General features: G+C 65.1%; 14 protein-coding genes, 3 tRNA genes and 1 pseudogene. 3 read left to right on the forward strand and 15 right to left on the reverse strand.

Annotated elements, in window-relative coordinates; genetic code table 11:
- A complete protein-coding gene (locus KH389_RS19055; RefSeq protein ID WP_043862838.1) occupies nt 1-1041 on the forward strand; it encodes an AraC family transcriptional regulator in 1041 nt (346 codons plus the stop codon).
- 287 nt (nt 1042-1328) lie between these two features.
- On the opposite strand, the gene KH389_RS19060 is transcribed toward KH389_RS19055, so the two are convergent.
- A complete protein-coding gene (locus tag KH389_RS19060) occupies nt 1329-2207 on the reverse strand; it encodes a DUF2242 domain-containing protein (RefSeq protein WP_058541085.1) in 879 nt (292 codons plus the stop codon).
- Nucleotides 2208-2570: 363 nt separating this feature from the next.
- Here KH389_RS19060 and KH389_RS27865 point away from each other — a divergent pair.
- Together KH389_RS27865 and KH389_RS27870 are read left to right on the forward strand one after the other, a co-directional pair.
- Nucleotides 2571-3482: pseudogene (locus tag KH389_RS27865) on the forward strand (methyl-accepting chemotaxis protein); the annotation flags it as partial.
- 201 nt (nt 3483-3683) lie between these two features.
- Entirely contained in the window at nt 3684-4388 is a 705-nt protein-coding gene (locus tag KH389_RS27870; protein ID WP_420831974.1) for a methyl-accepting chemotaxis protein, read from the forward strand.
- 158 nt (nt 4389-4546) lie between these two features.
- On the opposite strand, the gene KH389_RS19070 is transcribed toward KH389_RS27870, so the two are convergent.
- From KH389_RS19070 to KH389_RS19135, 14 genes are all read right to left on the reverse strand, one after another.
- Nucleotides 4547-4623: transfer RNA gene (locus tag KH389_RS19070), tRNA-Asp, on the reverse strand.
- 95 nt (nt 4624-4718) lie between these two features.
- A tRNA-Asp gene (locus tag KH389_RS19075) sits at nt 4719-4795 on the reverse strand.
- A gap of 77 nt (nt 4796-4872) precedes the next feature.
- Nucleotides 4873-4948, reverse strand: a tRNA-Val gene (locus KH389_RS19080).
- A gap of 181 nt (nt 4949-5129) precedes the next feature.
- Nucleotides 5130-5888: an SDR family oxidoreductase gene (locus KH389_RS19085; RefSeq protein ID WP_167400232.1), complete on the reverse strand. Its 759-nt coding sequence runs from the start codon at nt 5886-5888 to the stop codon at nt 5130-5132.
- A gap of 11 nt (nt 5889-5899) precedes the next feature.
- The gene (locus tag KH389_RS19090) at nt 5900-7111 is read right to left on the reverse strand and encodes an O-succinylhomoserine sulfhydrylase (RefSeq protein WP_043862841.1); all 1212 of its coding nucleotides are present in this window, start codon (nt 7109-7111) and stop codon (nt 5900-5902) included.
- A gap of 16 nt (nt 7112-7127) precedes the next feature.
- Nucleotides 7128-8633, reverse strand: coding sequence for an amidophosphoribosyltransferase (gene purF, locus KH389_RS19095; protein ID WP_043862842.1), 1506 nt, complete (start codon nt 8631-8633; stop codon nt 7128-7130).
- A 41-nt stretch (nt 8634-8674) separates the two neighbouring features.
- Complete coding sequence (locus KH389_RS19100) at nt 8675-9229, reverse strand: CvpA family protein (RefSeq protein WP_043862843.1); 555 nt, start codon at nt 9227-9229, stop codon at nt 8675-8677.
- A gap of 101 nt (nt 9230-9330) precedes the next feature.
- Nucleotides 9331-9975: an SPOR domain-containing protein gene (locus KH389_RS19105; protein ID WP_058541082.1), complete on the reverse strand. Its 645-nt coding sequence runs from the start codon at nt 9973-9975 to the stop codon at nt 9331-9333.
- Complete coding sequence (gene folC, locus KH389_RS19110) at nt 9959-11266, reverse strand: bifunctional tetrahydrofolate synthase/dihydrofolate synthase (RefSeq protein ID WP_213606041.1); 1308 nt, start codon at nt 11264-11266, stop codon at nt 9959-9961. The genes KH389_RS19105 and folC overlap by 17 nt, the downstream gene beginning before the upstream one ends.
- The gene (accD, locus tag KH389_RS19115; RefSeq protein WP_043862846.1) at nt 11263-12183 is read right to left on the reverse strand and encodes an acetyl-CoA carboxylase, carboxyltransferase subunit beta; all 921 of its coding nucleotides are present in this window, start codon (nt 12181-12183) and stop codon (nt 11263-11265) included. The genes folC and accD overlap by 4 nt, the downstream gene beginning before the upstream one ends.
- Before the next feature lie 283 nt (nt 12184-12466).
- Nucleotides 12467-13087 carry a phosphoribosylanthranilate isomerase gene (locus KH389_RS19120; protein WP_054916652.1) on the reverse strand — a complete coding sequence of 207 codons (621 nt, stop codon included), beginning with the start codon at nt 13085-13087 and terminating at the stop codon, nt 12467-12469.
- A gap of 38 nt (nt 13088-13125) precedes the next feature.
- Entirely contained in the window at nt 13126-13971 is an 846-nt protein-coding gene (truA, locus tag KH389_RS19125) for a tRNA pseudouridine(38-40) synthase TruA (RefSeq protein ID WP_054916657.1), read from the reverse strand.
- Between the two features lie 119 nt (nt 13972-14090).
- Nucleotides 14091-16967 (reverse strand): FimV/HubP family polar landmark protein, encoded by a 2877-nt coding sequence (locus KH389_RS19130; protein ID WP_213606043.1) that lies wholly within the window; start codon nt 16965-16967, stop codon nt 14091-14093.
- A gap of 175 nt (nt 16968-17142) precedes the next feature.
- On the reverse strand, nt 17143-18153 hold the full coding sequence (locus KH389_RS19135; RefSeq protein ID WP_213606045.1) for an aspartate-semialdehyde dehydrogenase: 1011 nt from the start codon (nt 18151-18153) through the stop codon (nt 17143-17145).
- Nucleotides 18154-18160: the final 7 nt, after the last annotated feature.

The following is an 18160-nucleotide window of genomic DNA, read 5'->3' on the forward strand; positions in this document are numbered from 1 at the left end:
ATGAACCGACCACGGGTACGCCTGGGGGATCTGTCGGTGGGGTTCATCCAGAGCCTTGCGCAGGCGCTGCAGCAACTGGGGCATGATCCGGCCCCCCTTCTGCAACGCTACGGGCTTGTGCCTGCACGGCTGGCCGAAGCCGGTGCGCGCCTGTCGATTCCGCGCTACATGCACCTGGGGCATGCCGCCATTGCACTCAGCAACGAACCGGCGCTGGGCTTGCACATGGGCCGCCTGAGCCGCCTGAACCAGGCCGGCCTGGCCGGTGTAGCCGCCGCCCAGGCCCCTACCCTGGGCGAGGCCGCGCGTACGCTGGTGCGTTTCGAGCCGCTGTACGCCGCCAACTACCGTGGCCAGTCCAGCCTCCATGAGGACAATCAGGGCGCCTGGCTGCGCTTCTATTCGATCAGCCCGTACAACGACTACAACCGCTTCGTGGTCGACTCGGTACTGGCCGGCTGGCTGGCACAACTGTCGGGGCTGGTGGGGGTGGCAGTGCAGGCAGAGCGTATGGAGATCGAGTTTTGCGCGCCCGCCTATGCCGACCGTTACCAGGCCCTGTGCAGCAGCCCGGTGCAGTTCGGGGCCACACATAATCAGTTGCGCCTGGACCGCGCCAGCCTGGCGCTGCGCAACCCGGCCCATTGCCCCAGCACCTGGCAGCACCTGTTGCAGCTATGCGAGCAGGAACTGGCGGAGCGCACGCGCATGCGCAGCCTGGCTGAGCGTATCGCCCATCTGCTGGGGCCGTTGCTCAACGGCGGACGTGAACCGGACCTGGGTGAAGTGGCGGCGCAGCTGCAACTGCCCACTTGGACCTTACGGCGCAAGCTGGCCGAGGAAGGCACGCAGTTTCGGGCGATTCTGAACGACACGCGCCGCGATCTGGCTGTGACCTACATCCGCGACACGGAGCTGGCCTTTGGCGAAATAGCCTACCTGCTGGGGTTTGCGTCGGCAGAGGCCTTTCAGCGCGCATTCAAGCGCTGGAACGGCGTGACGCCGGGGGACTTTCGCCGCAGCCAGCGGCGGGGCGCATGAGCCCGATCAGAGCTCGGTAGCGTCTTCGGCCGGCTCTGGCGGGTCGAGTTCGAATGCGCGGTATTCCAGCAGTTCTTCTTGATAGTCGTCCATTGCCTGCTCCTTGGTTTTCTCGATCATGTCATTGAGTCGTGCTTCACCCTAAAGTGCCCAGATGAAGAAAAAATGACCGTGACGTGACAGGCTGGCGCAAGGTGGCTAGCCCTTCGCTGGCAAGCCAGCGAAAAGCACAAGCGCTCAGCCCATTGAGATAAACGTAGCAGGCAATCGATGATTTATCCGATGCGTCACAGCGGCGCAGGCGCGTCGGGCGTCGGGGCCGCTGGAGGCTGCGCCGGTGCGGCGGCAGGCTCGGTGGGCGGTGCAGTCTGTTCGACCGTGATCGGCGCCGCATCCTGGGGCGGCGCCACAGGCTGCGAGCTCTTGCTGTCGTCGACCAGCGGTGCAGCCGGCGCTTGCGCTGCCGGTACCGCCACCACCGGCGCTGCGACCTCGGCAGGTGCCGCAGGGGCCGGAGCCTGCGCCGGCGCGGCCTCGACGGCCGGAGCGCTTGGCGCAGCAGGCGCAGGTTCGGGCACTCCCAGGTCGAGAGCCGGCTTGGCGGGTTCGGCCTTGGGCTCGACCTTGGCCTTCTTGCTCGGCTTGGGCAGGAAACTCTCGACCAACGCAAAGTAGCGCTCGTAGAACTTGGGCGAGGTCACCGTTTCGCTGGCCACTTTGACCATGGAGTCGTCCGACGAGCCGATCGGCATCGACACCGACCCCAGCACACCCACCCCGAGGCTGGCCGAAGTGTTGGATTTTTTCAGCGCATAACGGTCCTGCAGGGCATTGGCGAACATGGTCGAGCGCTGACCGGAACCGGTGTCGTTGGCACAGACCACGTTGAAGCTGATCTGCAGGTGCGAGTCGCCCGTCTGCTGGAAGCTCTTGTTGCCATTGACCTGGCCCGGTTCGCTGGTGGTGATGATGTAGCCCTGGCTGAGCAGCGCGCGCCGGGCAGCCTCGCAGGTACCTGCTTCGCTGACCGGAAAGCTGCGCGAGAAGGTGCCCGAGTCGTCGAAGTTCTCGTGTTCGTAGATGGCGGCTTTCTTCGAGGAACAGCCGGCAACGCCCGCCAGCACAAGGGCCAGCCCGAGCGCAGTGAAGACGGTTGACTTTGACATTGAAAATCCTGCGAAAAACGGTCGGCGCCTATTGTGCATCACATCCGCAGATGACTGAAACCGCAACCGGGCGATCCGGCACTAAATTTCACCTGCACAGCGGCTGGCCTGCACTACACAGCCGTCCTGAACCATTGGTCGCGATTTTTTTCGTTCACTATTTAACCAGCTTTCCCACGTCATACCGGGAAATGTCTGACTCCCCGCTACACCTTGAGCCCATCGATACTGGCCCGGCATGCGACAGAAAATGGCAATACGCCACTACGTCAGCGACTGACCATCGACCCAGGAGCATTCAAGGTGAAAAACATATCGGTGAAAGTGAAGCTGGCCCTCGGTTTCGCGAGTATCGTGCTGCTGATGGCGCTCCTCGCCGTGATCGGCATTCGCAGCCTCAACACCCTGACCACCCGTGCCGATCGGCTGGTGTCGGTCAATCACGTGCTCGACCACACCAATGACATTCGCGCCGCGCGCCTGTCGTATGAACACCACGGCGACGAAAACCTTGCGGCGCAATTGAACACCTCTTACAGCACCCTGGTGGCGCTGATCGAGGAGAACCTCCAGCGCCTGGACGACGCAGTGTCCAGGCAGCAGTTGCAACACGTGCTGGAAAACATGCAGGGCTACATGCAGCAGTTTCGCCAGCTGCAAACCGCCCAGCAGGACATAGGCCGCATCCAGGCCGATTCCGAGCGCCTGGGCAGCAGCCTGCAGAACGATGTCCGTACGCTGACCCAGGCGCTGTACCAGGACGACGCCGGCAACGTCCGTCGCGACCTTGCCACCCTCAACGACGCCCTGAGCGACCTGCGCCAGAACAGCCTGGCCATGATGCGCGAGGGCAGCACCAAACGCCTGGACACGGTGCGTGAGGCCCACACACGCGCCAATGACAGCGTGAAGCGCCTGGGCAGCGGTCACCCGCAACTGGGTAGACTGCCCTCCGACCTGGACCAGTACCTGCAACTGGCCGAGCGCTTTGCCCGCGATGTCGAGCAGCAGGCCCGCAGCCGTACGGTGCTGGTGAGCAATATCGAAACCAGCCTGGAAGCGATCAATACGCTGATCGCACGCCAGAATCAGCTCAGCGTCGACGAATCCAGCCACAGCCGTGCATTGATGCTCGGGCTGCTGGTTGGCGCCATGCTGCTGGGCGGTGCGATCGGCTGGGTGATCATCCGCCAGATCACCCAGCCGTTGCAGCAGGCCGTAGTGATCGCGCGTCGTATCGGTGCCGGCGACCTGAGGGATAACAGCAGCGAGCTGCGCCGTGACGAGTTTGGCCAGTTGCTCCAAGCCCTCTCCCAAAGCGGCGACAACCTGCGCGGTGTGCTGGGCCAGGTGGGCACCGTTACCGCTCAGTTGTCAGCGGCGGCCGAGCAGCTCTCGGCCATCACCGAACAGACCCGTGCCGGCGTCGACAGCCAGAAACTGGAGACCGACCAGGTCGCCACGGCCATGAGCGAAATGGTAGCCACGGTGCAGGAAGTGGCGCGCAATGCCGAGCAGGCCAGTACCGCCACCCGCCAGGCCAACAGCCAGGCCAGCCAGGGCAATCTGGTGGTACAGCGCGCACTGACCCAGATCGACCAGTTGGCCGACGACATCGGCACCTCCGCCGACGCCGTCGGCAGGTTGTCCGAAGAGAGCGAACGCATCGGCAGTGTGATGACGGTGATCAATGCCATCGCCGAGCAGACCAACCTGCTGGCGCTCAACGCCGCCATCGAGGCGGCACGTGCCGGCGAGGCCGGGCGTGGCTTCGCCGTGGTGGCCGATGAGGTGCGCGGGCTGGCCCAACGCACCCAGCAGTCCACCGCAGAGATCGAGACATTGATCGGGTCATTGCAGCAGGGTGCGCAGAGGGCTGCAGAACGCATGCACACCAGCCAGGGCATGGTCGGTACGACAGTCGGGCTGGCCAATGAGGCAGGCGTGGAGCTGCAGGCCATCACACACACGGTCACGCACATCCAGGCCATGAACGTGCAGATCGCGACCGCCGCCGAACAGCAGAGCGCGGTAGCCGAAGAGATCGGTCGCAGCGTGATCAGTGTGCGTGATGTGGCCGAACAGACGTCCACCGCCTCGGCGCACACTGCCACCTCGGCGGCAGAGCTGGCGCGCCTGGGCACTGAGCTGCAAGGGCTGCTTTCGCGCTTCAAGGTTTGAGGGGCATATTCTTTCGCCAGCAAGGCCGGCACCTGCAGGCAATACGTCGCCAGCAGGTGCCAGCCTTGGCGGCCAGGCTTTTCTGCAGGCACAAAAAAAGCGACCCTAAGGTCGCTTTTTTTGTTGCTTCGAGGAGTTCAAGGGCCTCGAGGCGGATATGGCGCAGCGGACGGGACTCGAACCCGCGACCCCCGGCGTGACAGGCCGGTATTCTAACCGACTGAACTACCGCTGCGTATCGCACAGGCTTTCACCTGTTTGAAACTGGGATCTGGCCTGAAGCCTTGGCTTCGGACCTCAAACCGGTTGTTGAACCGATCTGGAGAAAAGTGGCGCAGCGGACGGGACTCGAACCCGCGACCCCCGGCGTGACAGGCCGGTATTCTAACCGACTGAACTACCGCTGCGCATAGTGGACTTGCGTCCTGTTCCTCTCTGGTAACACCGTCTTTCGAAAGTGTCGGGCCAGGAACATCTCAGGAAGTGGTGGGTGATGACGGGATCGAACCGCCGACCCTCTGCTTGTAAGGCAGATGCTCTCCCGGCTGAGCTAATCACCCGTGTGCTTCGCTGAGGTGGTGAAATTTACGCAGGTATCGAACCTAAGTCAATACCAGTGTTGAAGTTTTTTTCACTTTCGTAAAAAAACAGCTGCAGGCTTCAAGCAACAAGCTGCAAGTAAAAGCAGAATCAAAAGCCGATTGCACAGGTTCTTGCAGCGTGTCGCGTGAAGCCTGCCGCTTACGTGTAAATCATCTTCTTGGTCATGCCACCGTCCACCACGAACTCCTGGCCGGTGACAAAACCCGCGTTGCGCGACAACAGCCATGCCACCATCGCCGCCACATCTTCCACGGTCCCTACCCTGCCCGCCGGGTGCTGCGCATGGTCGGCCTCGCTCAAGGGCTCGGCACGGCGCAGCGAAGGGTCCCGCGCATCGATCCAGCCAGGGCTGACAGCGTTGACGCGGATCTCCGGGCCCAGGCTCATGGCCAGTGCGTGGGTCAGGGCCAGCAGCCCGCCCTTGCTCGCAGCATAGGCCTCGGTATCGGGTTCGGACTGTGCCGCACGGGTGGACACCAGGTTGACGATGGCGCCGCAATGCGCGCGCAGGTAAGGCGCACAGTGCTTGGCCAGCAGCATCGGGCCACCCAGGTTGACCGCCAGCACGCGGTTCCAGTGGTTCAGGCTGAGGCTTTCGAGGGTGGTATTGTGCGGGTCGGCAATCGCCGCGTTGCACACCAGCGCATCCAGGCGCCCGAACTGCCCCAGCACCTCGGCCACGCCCACCGTCACCTGGGCCTCGTCGGCCACGTCCATGCCGACAAACCAGGCGTTGTCACCGAGCACCTTGGCCACCTTCGCGCCACGGGCCCGATCCAGGTCGGTGAGCACCACTTGCCAGCCCTCGCTGATCAGCCAGGCCGCGATGCCCAGGCCGATCCCGCGTGCAGCGCCGGTTACCAGCGCCACACGCCCGTTGTGGCTGCTCTCGCTCACCGACCAGTCGATCACAGCGCCGCCAGACCGCGCGCCAGGTCGGCCTGCAGGTCGCCCACGTCTTCCAGGCCCACGGCAACCCTGATCAGGCTGTCGCGAATCCCGGCGGCCTCACGCTCCTGCGGCGCCAGACGGCCGTGGGAGGTGGTGGCCGGGTGGGTGATGGTGGTCTTGCTGTCACCCAGGTTGGCGGTGATCGAAATCAGCCGCGTGGCGTCGATGAAGCGCCATGCGCCCTCCTTGCCACCCTTGACCTCGAAGCTCACCACCGCACCGAAGCCGCGCATCTGGCGCTTGGCCAGCTCGTGCTGCGGGTGGCTTGGCAGGCCCGCGTAATGCACCTTCTCGACACCGTCCTGCTGCTCCAGCCACTCGGCCAGGGCCTGGGCATTGGCGCAGTGGGCGCGCATGCGCAGGTTCAGCGTTTCCAGGCCCTTGAGGAACACCCAGGCGTTGAACGGGCTCAGCGTCGGCCCCGCAGTACGCAGAAAGCCCACCACTTCCTTCATGTGCTCGTTGCGTCCGGCGACCACGCCGCCCATGCAGCGGCCCTGGCCGTCGATGAACTTGGTCGCCGAATGCATGACGATGTCCGCGCCCAGCTTCAATGGCTGTTGCAGGGCCGGAGTGCTGAAGCAATTGTCCACCACCAGCAGCGCGCCCCGGGCATGGGCGATCTCGGCCAGCGCGCCGATGTCCACCAGCTCGGCCAGCGGATTGGACGGCGACTCGACGAACAGCAGCCTGGTATTGGGCTTGATCGCCTGTTCCCAGCCAGCCAGGTTGGCCAGCGGCACGTAGTCGACCTGCACGCCGAAGCGCTTGAAGTACTTCTCGAACAGGCTGATGGTCGAACCGAACACGCTCTGCGAGACCAGCACGTGGTCGCCAGCGCTGCACAAGGCCATCACCAGCGACAGGATCGCGGACATGCCTGTGGAGGTGGCGACCGCCTGCTCGGCGCCTTCCAGGGCGGCGATGCGCTCCTCGAAGGCCCTTACGGTCGGGTTGGTGTAGCGCGAATAGACGTTGCCTGGAACCTCGCCGGCGAACCGCGCAGCGGCGTCGGCCGCCGTACGGAACACGTAGCTGGAAGTGAAGAACAGCGGGTCGCTGTGCTCACCTTCCGGCGTGCGATGCTGGCCGGCGCGTACCGCCAGCGTATCGAAAGCGACCCCGTCGAGGTCGCTGTCCAGGCGCCCGGCATCCCATTGCTGTGTCATGCCGTTGCTCCCCTTGTCAGTTGTTGTAAAGGTCGATGATCGCGCTGACCGCCTGGTTCTTGACCTTGGAGGCGTCGTTGCGCGCCTGCTCGATCTTGTCCAGGTAGGCGGCGTCGATGTCGCCAGTCACGTACTGGCCATCGAATACCGCGCAATCGAAATGCTCGATCTTGATCTTGCCACCACCTACAGCCTCGATCAGGTCCGGCAGGTCCTGGTAGACCAGCCAGTCGGCGCCGATCAGTTCGGCCACGTCCTGGGTGCTGCGGTTGTGCGCGATCAGTTCATGAGCGCTCGGCATGTCGATGCCGTAGACGTTGGGGAAACGCACCGCTGGCGCGGCGGAGCAGAAGTAAACGTTCTTCGCGCCGGCTTCGCGGGCCATCTGGATGATCTGCTTGCAGGTGGTGCCGCGCACGATCGAGTCGTCGACCAGCATCACGTTCTTGCCGCGGAACTCCAGCTCGATGGCATTGAGCTTCTGGCGTACCGACTTCTTGCGCGCGGCCTGGCCGGGCATGATGAAGGTACGGCCGATGTAGCGGTTCTTGACGAAGCCTTCACGGAACTTCACGCCCAGGTGGTTGGCCAGTTCCAGCGCCGCGGTACGGCTGGTGTCGGGAATCGGGATGACCACGTCGATGTCGTGCTCGGGACGCTCGCGCAGGATCTTCTCGGCAAGCTTCTCGCCCATGCGCAGGCGCGCCTTGTACACCGACACACCGTCGATGATCGAATCCGGGCGGGCCAGGTAAACGTGCTCGAAGATGCAGGGGGAAAGCTTGGGCGCGATGGCGCACTGGCGGGTGTGCAGCTTGCCTTCTTCGGTGATGTACACCGCTTCGCCCGGCGCCAGGTCGCGGATCAGGGTGAAGCCGAGCACGTCCAGCGAGACGCTTTCGGAGGCGATCATGTATTCGACGCCTTCGTCGGTGTGACGCTGGCCGAACACGATCGGGCGGATGCCGTTCGGATCGCGGAAGCCGACGATGCCGTAGCCGGTGATCATCGCCACCACCGCGTAGCCACCCACGCAACGGTTGTGCACGTCGGTCACGGCGGCGAACACGTCTTCCTCGGTCGGTTGCAGCTTGCCGCGCACCGCCAGCTCATGGGCGAATACGTTGAGCAGCACTTCGGAGTCGGAGTTGGTGTTGACGTGGCGCAGGTCGGACTCGTAGATCTCCTTGGCCAGTTGCTCCACATTGGTCAGGTTGCCGTTGTGCGCCAGGGTGATGCCATACGGCGAGTTGACGTAGAACGGCTGGGCCTCGGCCGAGGTCGAGCTGCCCGCGGTCGGGTAGCGCACATGACCGATGCCCATGTGGCCCACCAGACGCTGCATGTGACGCTGCTGGAACACGTCACGTACCAGGCCGTTGTCCTTGCGCAGGAATAGTCGGCCATCATGGCTTGTAACGATACCGGCAGCATCCTGGCCGCGGTGCTGGAGCACGGTTAGCGCGTCATACAGCGCCTGATTGACGTTCGACTTACCGACGATACCGACGATGCCACACATGCGACGCAACCCCTACATTATGAAACTTGACGGATCAGCACTCAGGGCGCTTTGGGCCCAAGCAACTGTTCTTGAAACGGGAGATCAGCCGGTGCGCTGATTCCGCTGGCTAGCCACTGGCTGGTCAGCCCCAGAATGAGGTTTTTCGACCAGTCAGCCACCAATAGAAATTGTGGCAGCAGGCGAGACTCCTGCCACCACGGGTCCTGTTGTACCGGCCCCAGGCTCAGCAGCCCGACCGCCACCACGACGAGCAGGGCCCCGCGAGCGGCGCCGAACGCCATGCCCAGGAAGCGATCGGTCCCGGACAACCCGGTGACGCGAATCAGCTCGCCGATCAGAAAATTGATCATTGCCCCCACCAGCAAGGTGGCGACGAAAAGAATGGCACATCCGGCTATCACCCGCGCCGACGGCGTCTGGATGTAGCCTTCAAGGTACTGCGAGATACCGCCACCGAACATCCAGGCGACCGCACCGGCGATGATCCAGGTAAGCAGCGACAAGGCTTCCTTGACGAAACCGCGCTTGAGACTGATCAGCGAAGAAACGGCGATGATCGCGAGAATCGCCCAGTCGACCCAGGTAAATGCCACAGTGCTGCCTGCAAACGGATAAGGCGGCGCATTTTACCAGAGCGGTGGGCTATCGGTAAGCGGTGATTTGCCGTCCGGCGGCGGCCGGACGGCGGGGAGGGTCAGCTACGTTCGGGCTGGAAGCGCACCACAAAACCCTTGAGGTTCTGCTGGCGGTTGATCACATCGCGCAAGCGCTCGGCTTCGGCACGCTCGATCAGCGGCCCGACGAACACCCGGTTGGTACCTTCGGCCGAGCGGATATAGGCGTTGTAGCCCTGGCTGCGCAGGGTTTTCTGCAGGTTCTCGGCATTGGCGCGGTTGGACAGGCTGGCCAGTTGCACCGACCAGCTCACCGGCAGGCCATTGCCATCGACCTTGGCAGGTGCACTGGCAACCGGCTTGGCCGGGGCCGCCGCAGGCTTGCTGACCGGCGCAGGCGTGGCCGGCTTGGCCTCCGCCACCGGCGCGGCGGGCGCTGGGGTGGGTGCAGTCACCACCGGTGCCGGGGCAATGGGCGTGCTCGGTGCGCTGGGTTCCTGGGCGGTGAGCGCCTCATCCTGGATCACCTGCGGCTCGGGCACCTCCACCGGCTCCACCTGCACCTGCGGCAAGGCCGGCACAGCCGGGGCGGCGGGCGCCTCGACATGCACCTGGCGCAGCTCGTCCTCACGGGTGAACAGCATCGGCAGGAAGATCACCGCCAGTGCCACCAGCACCAGCGCGCCCACCATCCGCTGCTTGACGACTTTATCCAGCAACGCCATTTGCCCCGTCCTCCATGGTCTGCCGGCTCAGCCACTGCAGGGCCTCGCCGACACAGAAAAATGATCCGAACAGCAGGATCTGGTCGCCTGCCGTCGCTTGCGCGCACTGCCCGTCAAGGGCGTCGGCGACGCTTGCATACGACTTCACGTCGGCGCCAAGGTTCTGCAACGCGGCCTGCAACTCGCTTGCAGGCCGGCTGCGGGCGGTATCCAGTGGCGCGACCGCCCAGTGGGCCACTTGCGCATGCAGCGGTTCGATCACCCCGGCCAGGTCCTTGTCGGCCAGCAGGCCGAACACCGCCAGGCGCCTGCCGGCCACCGGGCGCGAAGCCAGGCGCTGAGCGAGGTACTGGGCCGCATGTGGATTATGGCCGACGTCGAGCAGAATGCTCAGGTGCTTGCCCTGCCAGATGAACTGGCGACGGTCGAGGCGCCCGACGATACGGGTGTCGCGCAGTGCCTGGGCGATCTGCGCGGCACTCCAGGGCAGGCCGGTCAGCAGGTAGGTCTGCAACGCCAGCGCCGCGTTTTCCATGGGCAGATCAAGCAACGGCAGGTCGTGCAGCTCGACGGCATTGCCGTGCGCATCCACGCCCCGCCACTGCCAGTACTGGTCGGTGCTGGACAGGTCGAAGTCGCGTCCGCGCAGCAGGAACCGGCAGCCTAGTTCGCGTGCCTTGTCCAGCAACGGCTGCGGCGGGTCGAGGTCGCCACACAGCGCCGGCTTGCCGGCACGGAAAATCCCGGCCTTCTCGAAGGCCACCGACTCACGGGTATCGCCAAGGAAATCGCAATGGTCGACACCGATACTGGTGACCACGGCAAGGTCGGCGTCCACCAGGTTGACGGTATCGAGCCGCCCGCCCAGGCCCACTTCAAGCACCACGGCGTCCAGCGCCGACTGCTGGAACAGCCAGAACGCCGCCAGGGTACCGGCCTCGAAGTAGGTCAGGGAGGTCTCGCCACGCGCCGCTTCGACGGCGGCGAATGCCTGGCACAGCTGCGCATCGCTGGCCTGCTGGCCGTCGATCTGCACCCGCTCGTTGTAGCGCAGCAGGTGCGGCGAGCTGTAGACCCCGACCTTCAGGCCCTGGGCCTGCAGCAGGCTGGCCACGAAGGCACAGGTAGAGCCCTTGCCATTGGTGCCGGTAACGGTAATCACCCGAGGCGCGGGCTGGCCCAGCCCGAGGCGCGTTGCGACCTGCCGCGAACGCTCCAGGCCCATGTCGATTGTCGACGGGTGCAACTGCTCGAGGTAGGCGAGCCACTCGCCCAGGGTGCGCTGGGTCATACGTTGGCAGGCACCGGTGGTACCACGATCGGCTCGATCACGGGGGCGACGAACTTCGGCGTCGGCAGGCCCATCATCTGTGCCAGCAGATTGCCCAGGCGCGGGCGCAGTTCGGATCGGGCGATGATCATGTCGATGGCACCGTGCTCCAGCAGGAACTCGCTGCGCTGGAAGCCTTCAGGCAGTTTTTCGCGCACGGTCTGTTCGATAACCCGAGGGCCGGCAAAGCCGATCAGCGCCTTGGGCTCGCCTACGATCACGTCGCCGAGCATTGCCAGGCTGGCCGAAACGCCGCCGTAAACAGGGTCGGTGAGAACCGAGATGAACGGGATGCCTTCTTCGCGCAGGCGCGCCAGCACGGCGGAGGTCTTGGCCATCTGCATCAGCGAGATCAGCGCTTCCTGCATGCGCGCGCCGCCCGAGGCCGAGAAGCAGACCATCGGACAACGGTTTTCCAGGGCATAGTTGGCGGCACGCACGAAACGCTCGCCGACGATGGCACCCATCGAACCGCCCATGAAGGAGAACTCGAACGCACTGACCACCACCGGCATGCCCAGCAGGGTACCGCTCATGGAAACCAGGGCGTCCTTTTCGCCGGTCTGCTTCTGCGCAGCAACCAGGCGGTCCTTGTACTTCTTGCCGTCGCGGAACTTCAGGCGGTCGACCGGCTCCAGGTCGGCACCCAGCTCATTGCGGCCTTCGGCGTCGAGGAAGATGTCGATGCGTGCACGTGCGCCGATGCGCATGTGGTGATTGCACTTGGGGCACACATCCAGGGTCTTTTCCAGCTCCGGACGATACAGCACGGCCTCGCAGGACGGGCATTTGTGCCACAGCCCTTCGGGTACCGAGCTCTTCTTCACCTCGGAACGCATGATCGAAGGGATCAGTTTGTCTACCAACCAGTTGCTCATGCTTTCTTTCTCCAGTAGCGGCGACCGGCAGGCAAAAGTTGCCGGGTCACGCGTATGCCCTTGAGCTCAATTCGTGTATGACGCGATGATGAACCGTGGCCGGCGGTGCGCGTTCAGCGCGGTACCACCCTGCCCCAGCTTCATCGTCAACCTGTAAAGGCGACGCCGGTGGCGCCGCCCGGTAATTTTGATCGGCCCGTGGGCGCGATCCGGCAGCAACGGGCTGCGAAAGCTATGGACGATGGCGCACCGCCAGCCGTCACATCGAGCATTCGCCCGCCCCTCACGCCTGGCGCACCGCGCGCATGAACGCCTCGATGCGGGCCGGGTCCTTGATGCCCTTGGCCTGCTCCACCCCACCACTGACGTCCACTGCATAAGGACGCACCTGGGCGATGGCCGCCCCGACATTGTCGGCCGAGAGGCCGCCAGCCAGGATGATCGGCTTGCTCAGGTGCTCGGGTATCAGGGACCAGTCGAACGCCTCGCCGGTTCCGCCCGGAACGCCGGCCACGAAAGTGTCGAGGAGGATGCCGCTGGCCTTGGCGTACTGCTGGCAGCCGGCCTCCAGGTCATCCCCGGGGCGAACCCGCAGGGCCTTGATCCAGGGACGGTGGTAGCCGTCGCAGTCGGCCGGGGTTTCGTCGCCATGAAACTGCAGCAGGTCCAGCGGCACGGCGTCGAGGATCTCGTTGAGCTCACAGCGGCTGGCGTTGACGAACAGGCCCACGGTGGTGACGAAGGGCGGCAGTGCAGCGATGATCGCCCGCGCCTGCTGCACGTTCACCGCCCGCGGACTTCTGGCGTAGAACACCAGCCCGATGGCGTCGGCGCCCGCCTCGGCCGCGGCCAGCGCATCCTCGATGCGGGTAATCCCGCAGATCTTGCTGCGAACGGCGGACATGGCCTGTGAACCTCAGCTGAACCGGAAAGCTCCGGATGTTAGCAAATGCCTTGCGGGCCGTCAGCCGTCAACGACTCGTAACCCGTAAGGAAATGTGGCCCGATGAAACGCTCGGGCAGTTCGAACTCGTCATGGTATTCCACCTGCACCAGGTACAGCCCGAACGGGTGCGCGGTCACCCCGCCGGTACGACGCACGCGGCTTTCGAGCACTTCCCTGGCCCACTCGGGCGGACGCTCGCCAGCGCCGATGGTCATCAGCACGCCGGCAATGTTGCGCACCATGTGGTGCAGGAAGGCGCTGGCACGGATATCCAGCACGATCATGCGCCCATGCCGGCTCACCCGCAGGTGATGGATCTGCTTGATCGGCGACTTGGCCTGGCACTGGCCGGCGCGGTAGGCGCTGAAGTCATGGGTGCCCACCAGGTAGGCTGCGGCTTCGGCCATGCGCCCGGCATCGAGCGGGCGGTGATTCCAGGTGACCTGGTCGCCCAGGTGCGCCGGGCGGATCTGGTCGTTGTAGATCACATAGCGGTAGCGCCGGGCAATGGCCTTGAAGCGCGCGTGAAAGTGCGCCGGCATCTGCCTGGCCCACGACACGCTGACGTCATGCGGCAGGTTGATGTTGGCGCCCATGGTCCAGGCCTTCATGCTGCGCACCGCCCGCGTGTCGAAATGCACCACCTGGCCGCTGGCATGCACGCCGGCATCGGTACGCCCGGCGCACTGCAGCGACACTGGCGAGTCGGCGACCTTCGACAGTGCCTCCTCGAGGGTCTGCTGCACGCTCGGCACGCCACTGGCCTGGCGTTGCCAGCCACGGTAGCGGGTGCCTTTGTATTCCACGCCCAGCGCGATTCTGAAAAAGCCTTCGGCGGCCATTTCGGCTGCGGCGTTATCGATGATTTCCAAGGGGATACAGCCTGTCGGTTTACGCAATGGCGCGGATTATAACGACAACGGCAGCCACGAGGGCTGCCGTTGGCCTTTCAGGTGGGCGTTCAGCTCATCTGCGAACGCAGTTCGATGGCTTCCTTGCGCTGGGTCTCGGTACCTTCCTTCATCACTTCGTCGAGTATCTCGCGGGCGCCGTCGTTGTCGCCCATGTCGATGTAGGCACGTGCCAGATCAAGCTTGGTGGCGGCTTCGTCGGTACCGGAGAGGTAGTCGAACTCCGGCTCGTCGAGCATCAGGTCGGAGGCGTCCTCGGCGGTGAAGTGCGGCGCGATGGAAGGCTGCTCGAGGTTCTGCGAGAGCTTGTCGAGCTCGGCGTTGACGTCGTCCAGCTCGGCGGCAAAGCTGGCGTCCAGCGGGTCCGGCTCGTCGGCCAGGGACAGGTCGAAATCATCGGCCAGGTCCGGGAAGCTGTCGTCCAGCCCCAGTGAGTCATCGAACGCGGCCAACTGGGCCTCGATATCCAGTGGCGCTTCAGGCGTAGCGGCGGGTGCAGCTTCAGGCGCCGGTGGCGCAAGGTCGGCGCCCATGTCGAGGTCGAAGTCGGACAGGTCATCCAGGATTGGCTCAGGCTCGACCGGTGCAGGTTCGGGCATCGGCTCGGCAGGCACCTCGGCGGGTGTCTCGGCCGGCACTTCAGTCACTGCCTGCTCCTGCACGTCGGGCACGTGCGGCGCTGGCGTCTCGGCCTGGGCCTGGGCCTGGGTCTGCTCTTGCAGCAGGGTATCGAAATCGAGGTCGTCGAGCGCCGCGATATCGGCAGGCGGCATGGCCTGCGGGGCCTGAGGATCATCGATCTGCAGGTCGGCCAGGCCCTCGAGACCTTCGAGGTCTTCAAGGCCTTCCAACCCCTCCAGGTCATCCAGGCTCAGGTCGAAGGCGCTGTCCAGGTCGTCTTCGCCCGGCAACTCGATTTCCGGCGCGGGCTGCGGGTCGTCCTGCAGCAGGTCCTGCACATACTGGGCATCCAGCTCGGCGGCCAGGGCCGCAGCGCTGACGCCCGCTGCGGCCACGCCGAGCATGGCCGGGTAACGCTGCTTGAGCGACTCGACATCGGCGTGGTTCTGACCATTGGCAACCAGTTGGCGCTCGTGGCCGACAAAGGCGTCACGGTCGCCCTGGCGGGCATAGACTTCCATCAGCTTCAGGCGCAGGTCGGCACGCTCGGGGGCCTGCTCCACCGCAGGCTCCAGCAGCTCGGCGGCATGGTTCAGACGACCGCGGGCAATGCTCAGGTCGACTTCCGCCAGCAGGGCATCGTCATTTGGCGCGGGGGCGTCCTCGGCCGGTGCCTGCACGGCAGCCGCGATGACGGCCGGTGCCACCACCGCAGCCGGGGCCGGAGACGGAACCTCTACCGGCTCGGGCGCGGGCTCGACCACGGGGGCCGGCTTGGGCTCGAATTCCGGCTCCAGCTCCAGCTCGGACTCCGGGTCCAGCCTGTCGTAGGCGGGTGCTACCTCGGCAGCCGCAGCCGCTGCAGCGGAGGCCGCCACCACACCCGGCGCCAGGGTCACGCTCGGCGCGGAGACCTCCAGGCCCTCGAAACTGCTTTGCGGCAGGTCCATGTCCGGCCCCAGGCCCAGGTCGCTTTCCTCGGCCAGGGCTCGCGCCATGCGCATGTGCTTTTCAGCCTCCTGCTGGGCACGACGCTTGCGCGCCAACAGCAGCAGAAGCAACAACAGCACCAGCAAGGCTGAACCTGCGATCAGCGCCAGCAGCCAGCTGTTGCCCAGCAGGTCGTCGAGCATCTTGTCCGAATCGCTCGGGGTAACGGCAGCCGGCGGCGTTTCGGCCACCGGCGCGGTATCCACGGCAGCCGGCGCCGGGGACACCACCGCTTCGCTCGGTACCGCCTGCTGCAACTGGGCATCGATCGCCGGCTGCTCGGGCGCAGGCAGGCTCGCCGGCGCGGCGCTCTGGGCTTCCAGGCGCGCCAGCTGGTCGTTCTTCAGTTCGATCAGGCGCTGCAGCTTGTCCAGCTGGCTCTGCAGATCCGCCACACGGCTTTTCAGCTCGGCGTTGTCACGCCGGGTGGTGTCGAGGCTCTCTTCGGCCATCGCCAGCTTGTCGGCCAGGGCCTTGCTGTCGCCAGCCGCACCTTTGCCGCCGGGTGCCACCAGCTTGAGGTTGTCCTGCTGGGCGATACGCGCCGGGGCGGCGCCGGCCGCGTCACGCCGGGTGGCGTCGAGCTGGCGCGCACGCGGGCCCAGACGGCGCCCCTCACGCCAGGCCGCATACTGCTCGGCCACTTCCTTGACGGCCTGGCCCTGGGGGATGGCGGCGATCTGCTGCTGGTCGGGCAGACGCAGTACCTGGCCAACCTTGAGCTGGTTGATGTTGCCGTTGTAGAAGGCATCGGGGTTGAGCGCCTGGATCGCCAGCATGGTCTGCTGCACCGATCCACCCTGGCGCGCCTTGGCGGCAATCTGCCACAAGGTGTCGCGACGCACGGTGGTGTGGCGGGCGGGCGCGGTCACCGCAGGGGTGACGCCCGAAGCCGCCTGGGCCGCTTCGGGAGAGAATTTGGAGGCGTCGATCAGTACGCTGTAGTCGCGCAGCAGGCGGCCCTGGGGCCACATCACCTGCACCAGGAACTTGACCATAGGGGCCGGCAGCGGCTGACTGGAGGTCACCCGCAGCACGCTCTTGCCACTGGGGTTGATCACCGGGGTGAAGGTCAGGTCGTTGAGGTACGCCTGGCGTTCGACCCCGGCCTTGCTGAACTCTTCGGCCGGCGCCAGGCTGGGCACCACTTCGGCGGGAGTGAGGTCACGCACATCGAGCAATTCGATCTCGGCATCCAGCGGCTGGTTCTGCCCCGACTTGAGGGTCAGCTCGCCCAGCCCCAGCGCATGCGCCATACCCGAGGACAGCGCCGATGCCGCGGCTATTGCTAACACCAGTTTGCGAATTCGAAGCATGACCTCATCCTTTGTATGAACCTTCCCCGGCTACCGAGAAGAAAGTGAAAAACCGCCGTGAGGCATTTGACTGGCATGACCACCGGATCATGTTGGCAAGGTGCCCCGCAAGCGCGTGACGGCCGCTCACTTCCAGTATTTCAGAAACAATGTGCAAATCGTCGCCAAGTATCTTTTACGCAAGGTGTTTTATCAACAACTCCGCCAGCTGTACGGCGTTCAACGCCGCGCCTTTGCGCACGTTGTCGGTGGTCAGCCAGAGATTGAGCTGTTCGGCTTCGTCGACACCGCCACGCACCCGCCCGACATACACCACATCCTGGGCCACCGCATCGCCGACCGGGGTCGGGTAGTCACCCGCCTCCACCAGTTCGACACTGTCGGCGTGCTCCAGCACGGCGTTCACCGCCGCCAGATCGACCGCCTTGCGACTGTGCACGGCCACAGTGTAGCTATCGCCGAAAAACACCGGGACTTGAACACAGGTCACGGAAATCTTCAGCGAAGGCAGGCCAAGCAACTCGCGCAGCTCACTCACCAGGCGACGTTCCAGCGCGCCATGGCCCTCGCTGTCGCTGGTACCCACCTGGGCCAGCAGGTTGAACGCCACCTGGCGATCGAAGAAGCGCGGCTCCAGCGGACGCGCATTGAGCAACTCGGCAGTTTGCCGGGCCAGTTCGCCCACCGCCTCGCGGCCCTGTGCCGACACCGCCATGCACGCCGTCACGTTGACCCGTTCCAGTTCCAGCAGGTGCTTGAGCGGGGCCAGCACCACCGCCAGGGCCACCGCGGCAGCGCTCGGGCTGACCAGTTGCACGGGCAGGTTCTGACTGTCGATGGCCTGTGGATTGGCCTCGGGCACCACTGCTGCCACCTGTTCGGCCGACAGCGCGCCGGACAGATCGATCACCGCACACCCGGCGGCACGCGCCTTGGCGGCGAAACTGCGGGTAACCGCAGGGCCTGCGGCGAAGAACGCCAGCTTGACCTGGCTGAAGTCGAAGGCATCGACTTCGCGCACGCGCAGGTTCTTGCCACGGTAGTTCACCGAGCTGCCCGCCGACTCGTTGCTGGCCAGCAGGTGCAGGGTGCCCAGGGGAAAATCGCGCTCCTCGAGGATTTGCACCAGGGTCTCGCCGACGGTGCCGGTGGCGCCGATCACGGCGATATCGTAGGTCTGGGTCATGGACAGT

Origin of the sequence: Pseudomonas qingdaonensis (assembly GCF_018398475.1) — a bacterium.
GTDB lineage: Bacteria > Pseudomonadota > Gammaproteobacteria > Pseudomonadales > Pseudomonadaceae > Aquipseudomonas > Aquipseudomonas palmensis.

Bases quoted from the DNA above. Each gene is read 5' to 3' on its own strand.
- KH389_RS19055 (WP_043862838.1), top strand. From the start codon at position 1: ATGAACCGACCACGGGTACGCCTGGGGGATCTGTCGGTGGGGTTCATC.
- KH389_RS19060 (WP_058541085.1), bottom strand. From the start codon at position 2,207: ATGTCAAAGTCAACCGTCTTCACTGCGCTCGGGCTGGCCCTTGTGCTG.
- KH389_RS27870 (WP_420831974.1), top strand. From the start codon at position 3,684: ATGGTAGCCACGGTGCAGGAAGTGGCGCGCAATGCCGAGCAGGCCAGT.
- KH389_RS19090 (WP_043862841.1), bottom strand. From the start codon at position 7,111: ATGACACAGCAATGGGATGCCGGGCGCCTGGACAGCGACCTCGACGGG.
- purF (WP_043862842.1), bottom strand. From the start codon at position 8,633: ATGTGTGGCATCGTCGGTATCGTCGGTAAGTCGAACGTCAATCAGGCG.
- KH389_RS19105 (WP_058541082.1), bottom strand. From the start codon at position 9,975: ATGGCGTTGCTGGATAAAGTCGTCAAGCAGCGGATGGTGGGCGCGCTG.
- folC (WP_213606041.1), bottom strand. From the start codon at position 11,266: ATGACCCAGCGCACCCTGGGCGAGTGGCTCGCCTACCTCGAGCAGTTG.
- accD (WP_043862846.1), bottom strand. From the start codon at position 12,183: ATGAGCAACTGGTTGGTAGACAAACTGATCCCTTCGATCATGCGTTCC.
- KH389_RS19120 (WP_054916652.1), bottom strand. From the start codon at position 13,087: ATGTCCGCCGTTCGCAGCAAGATCTGCGGGATTACCCGCATCGAGGAT.
- truA (WP_054916657.1), bottom strand. From the start codon at position 13,971: ATGGCCGCCGAAGGCTTTTTCAGAATCGCGCTGGGCGTGGAATACAAA.
- KH389_RS19130 (WP_213606043.1), bottom strand. From the start codon at position 16,967: ATGCTTCGAATTCGCAAACTGGTGTTAGCAATAGCCGCGGCATCGGCG.
- KH389_RS19135 (WP_213606045.1), bottom strand. From the start codon at position 18,153: ATGACCCAGACCTACGATATCGCCGTGATCGGCGCCACCGGCACCGTC.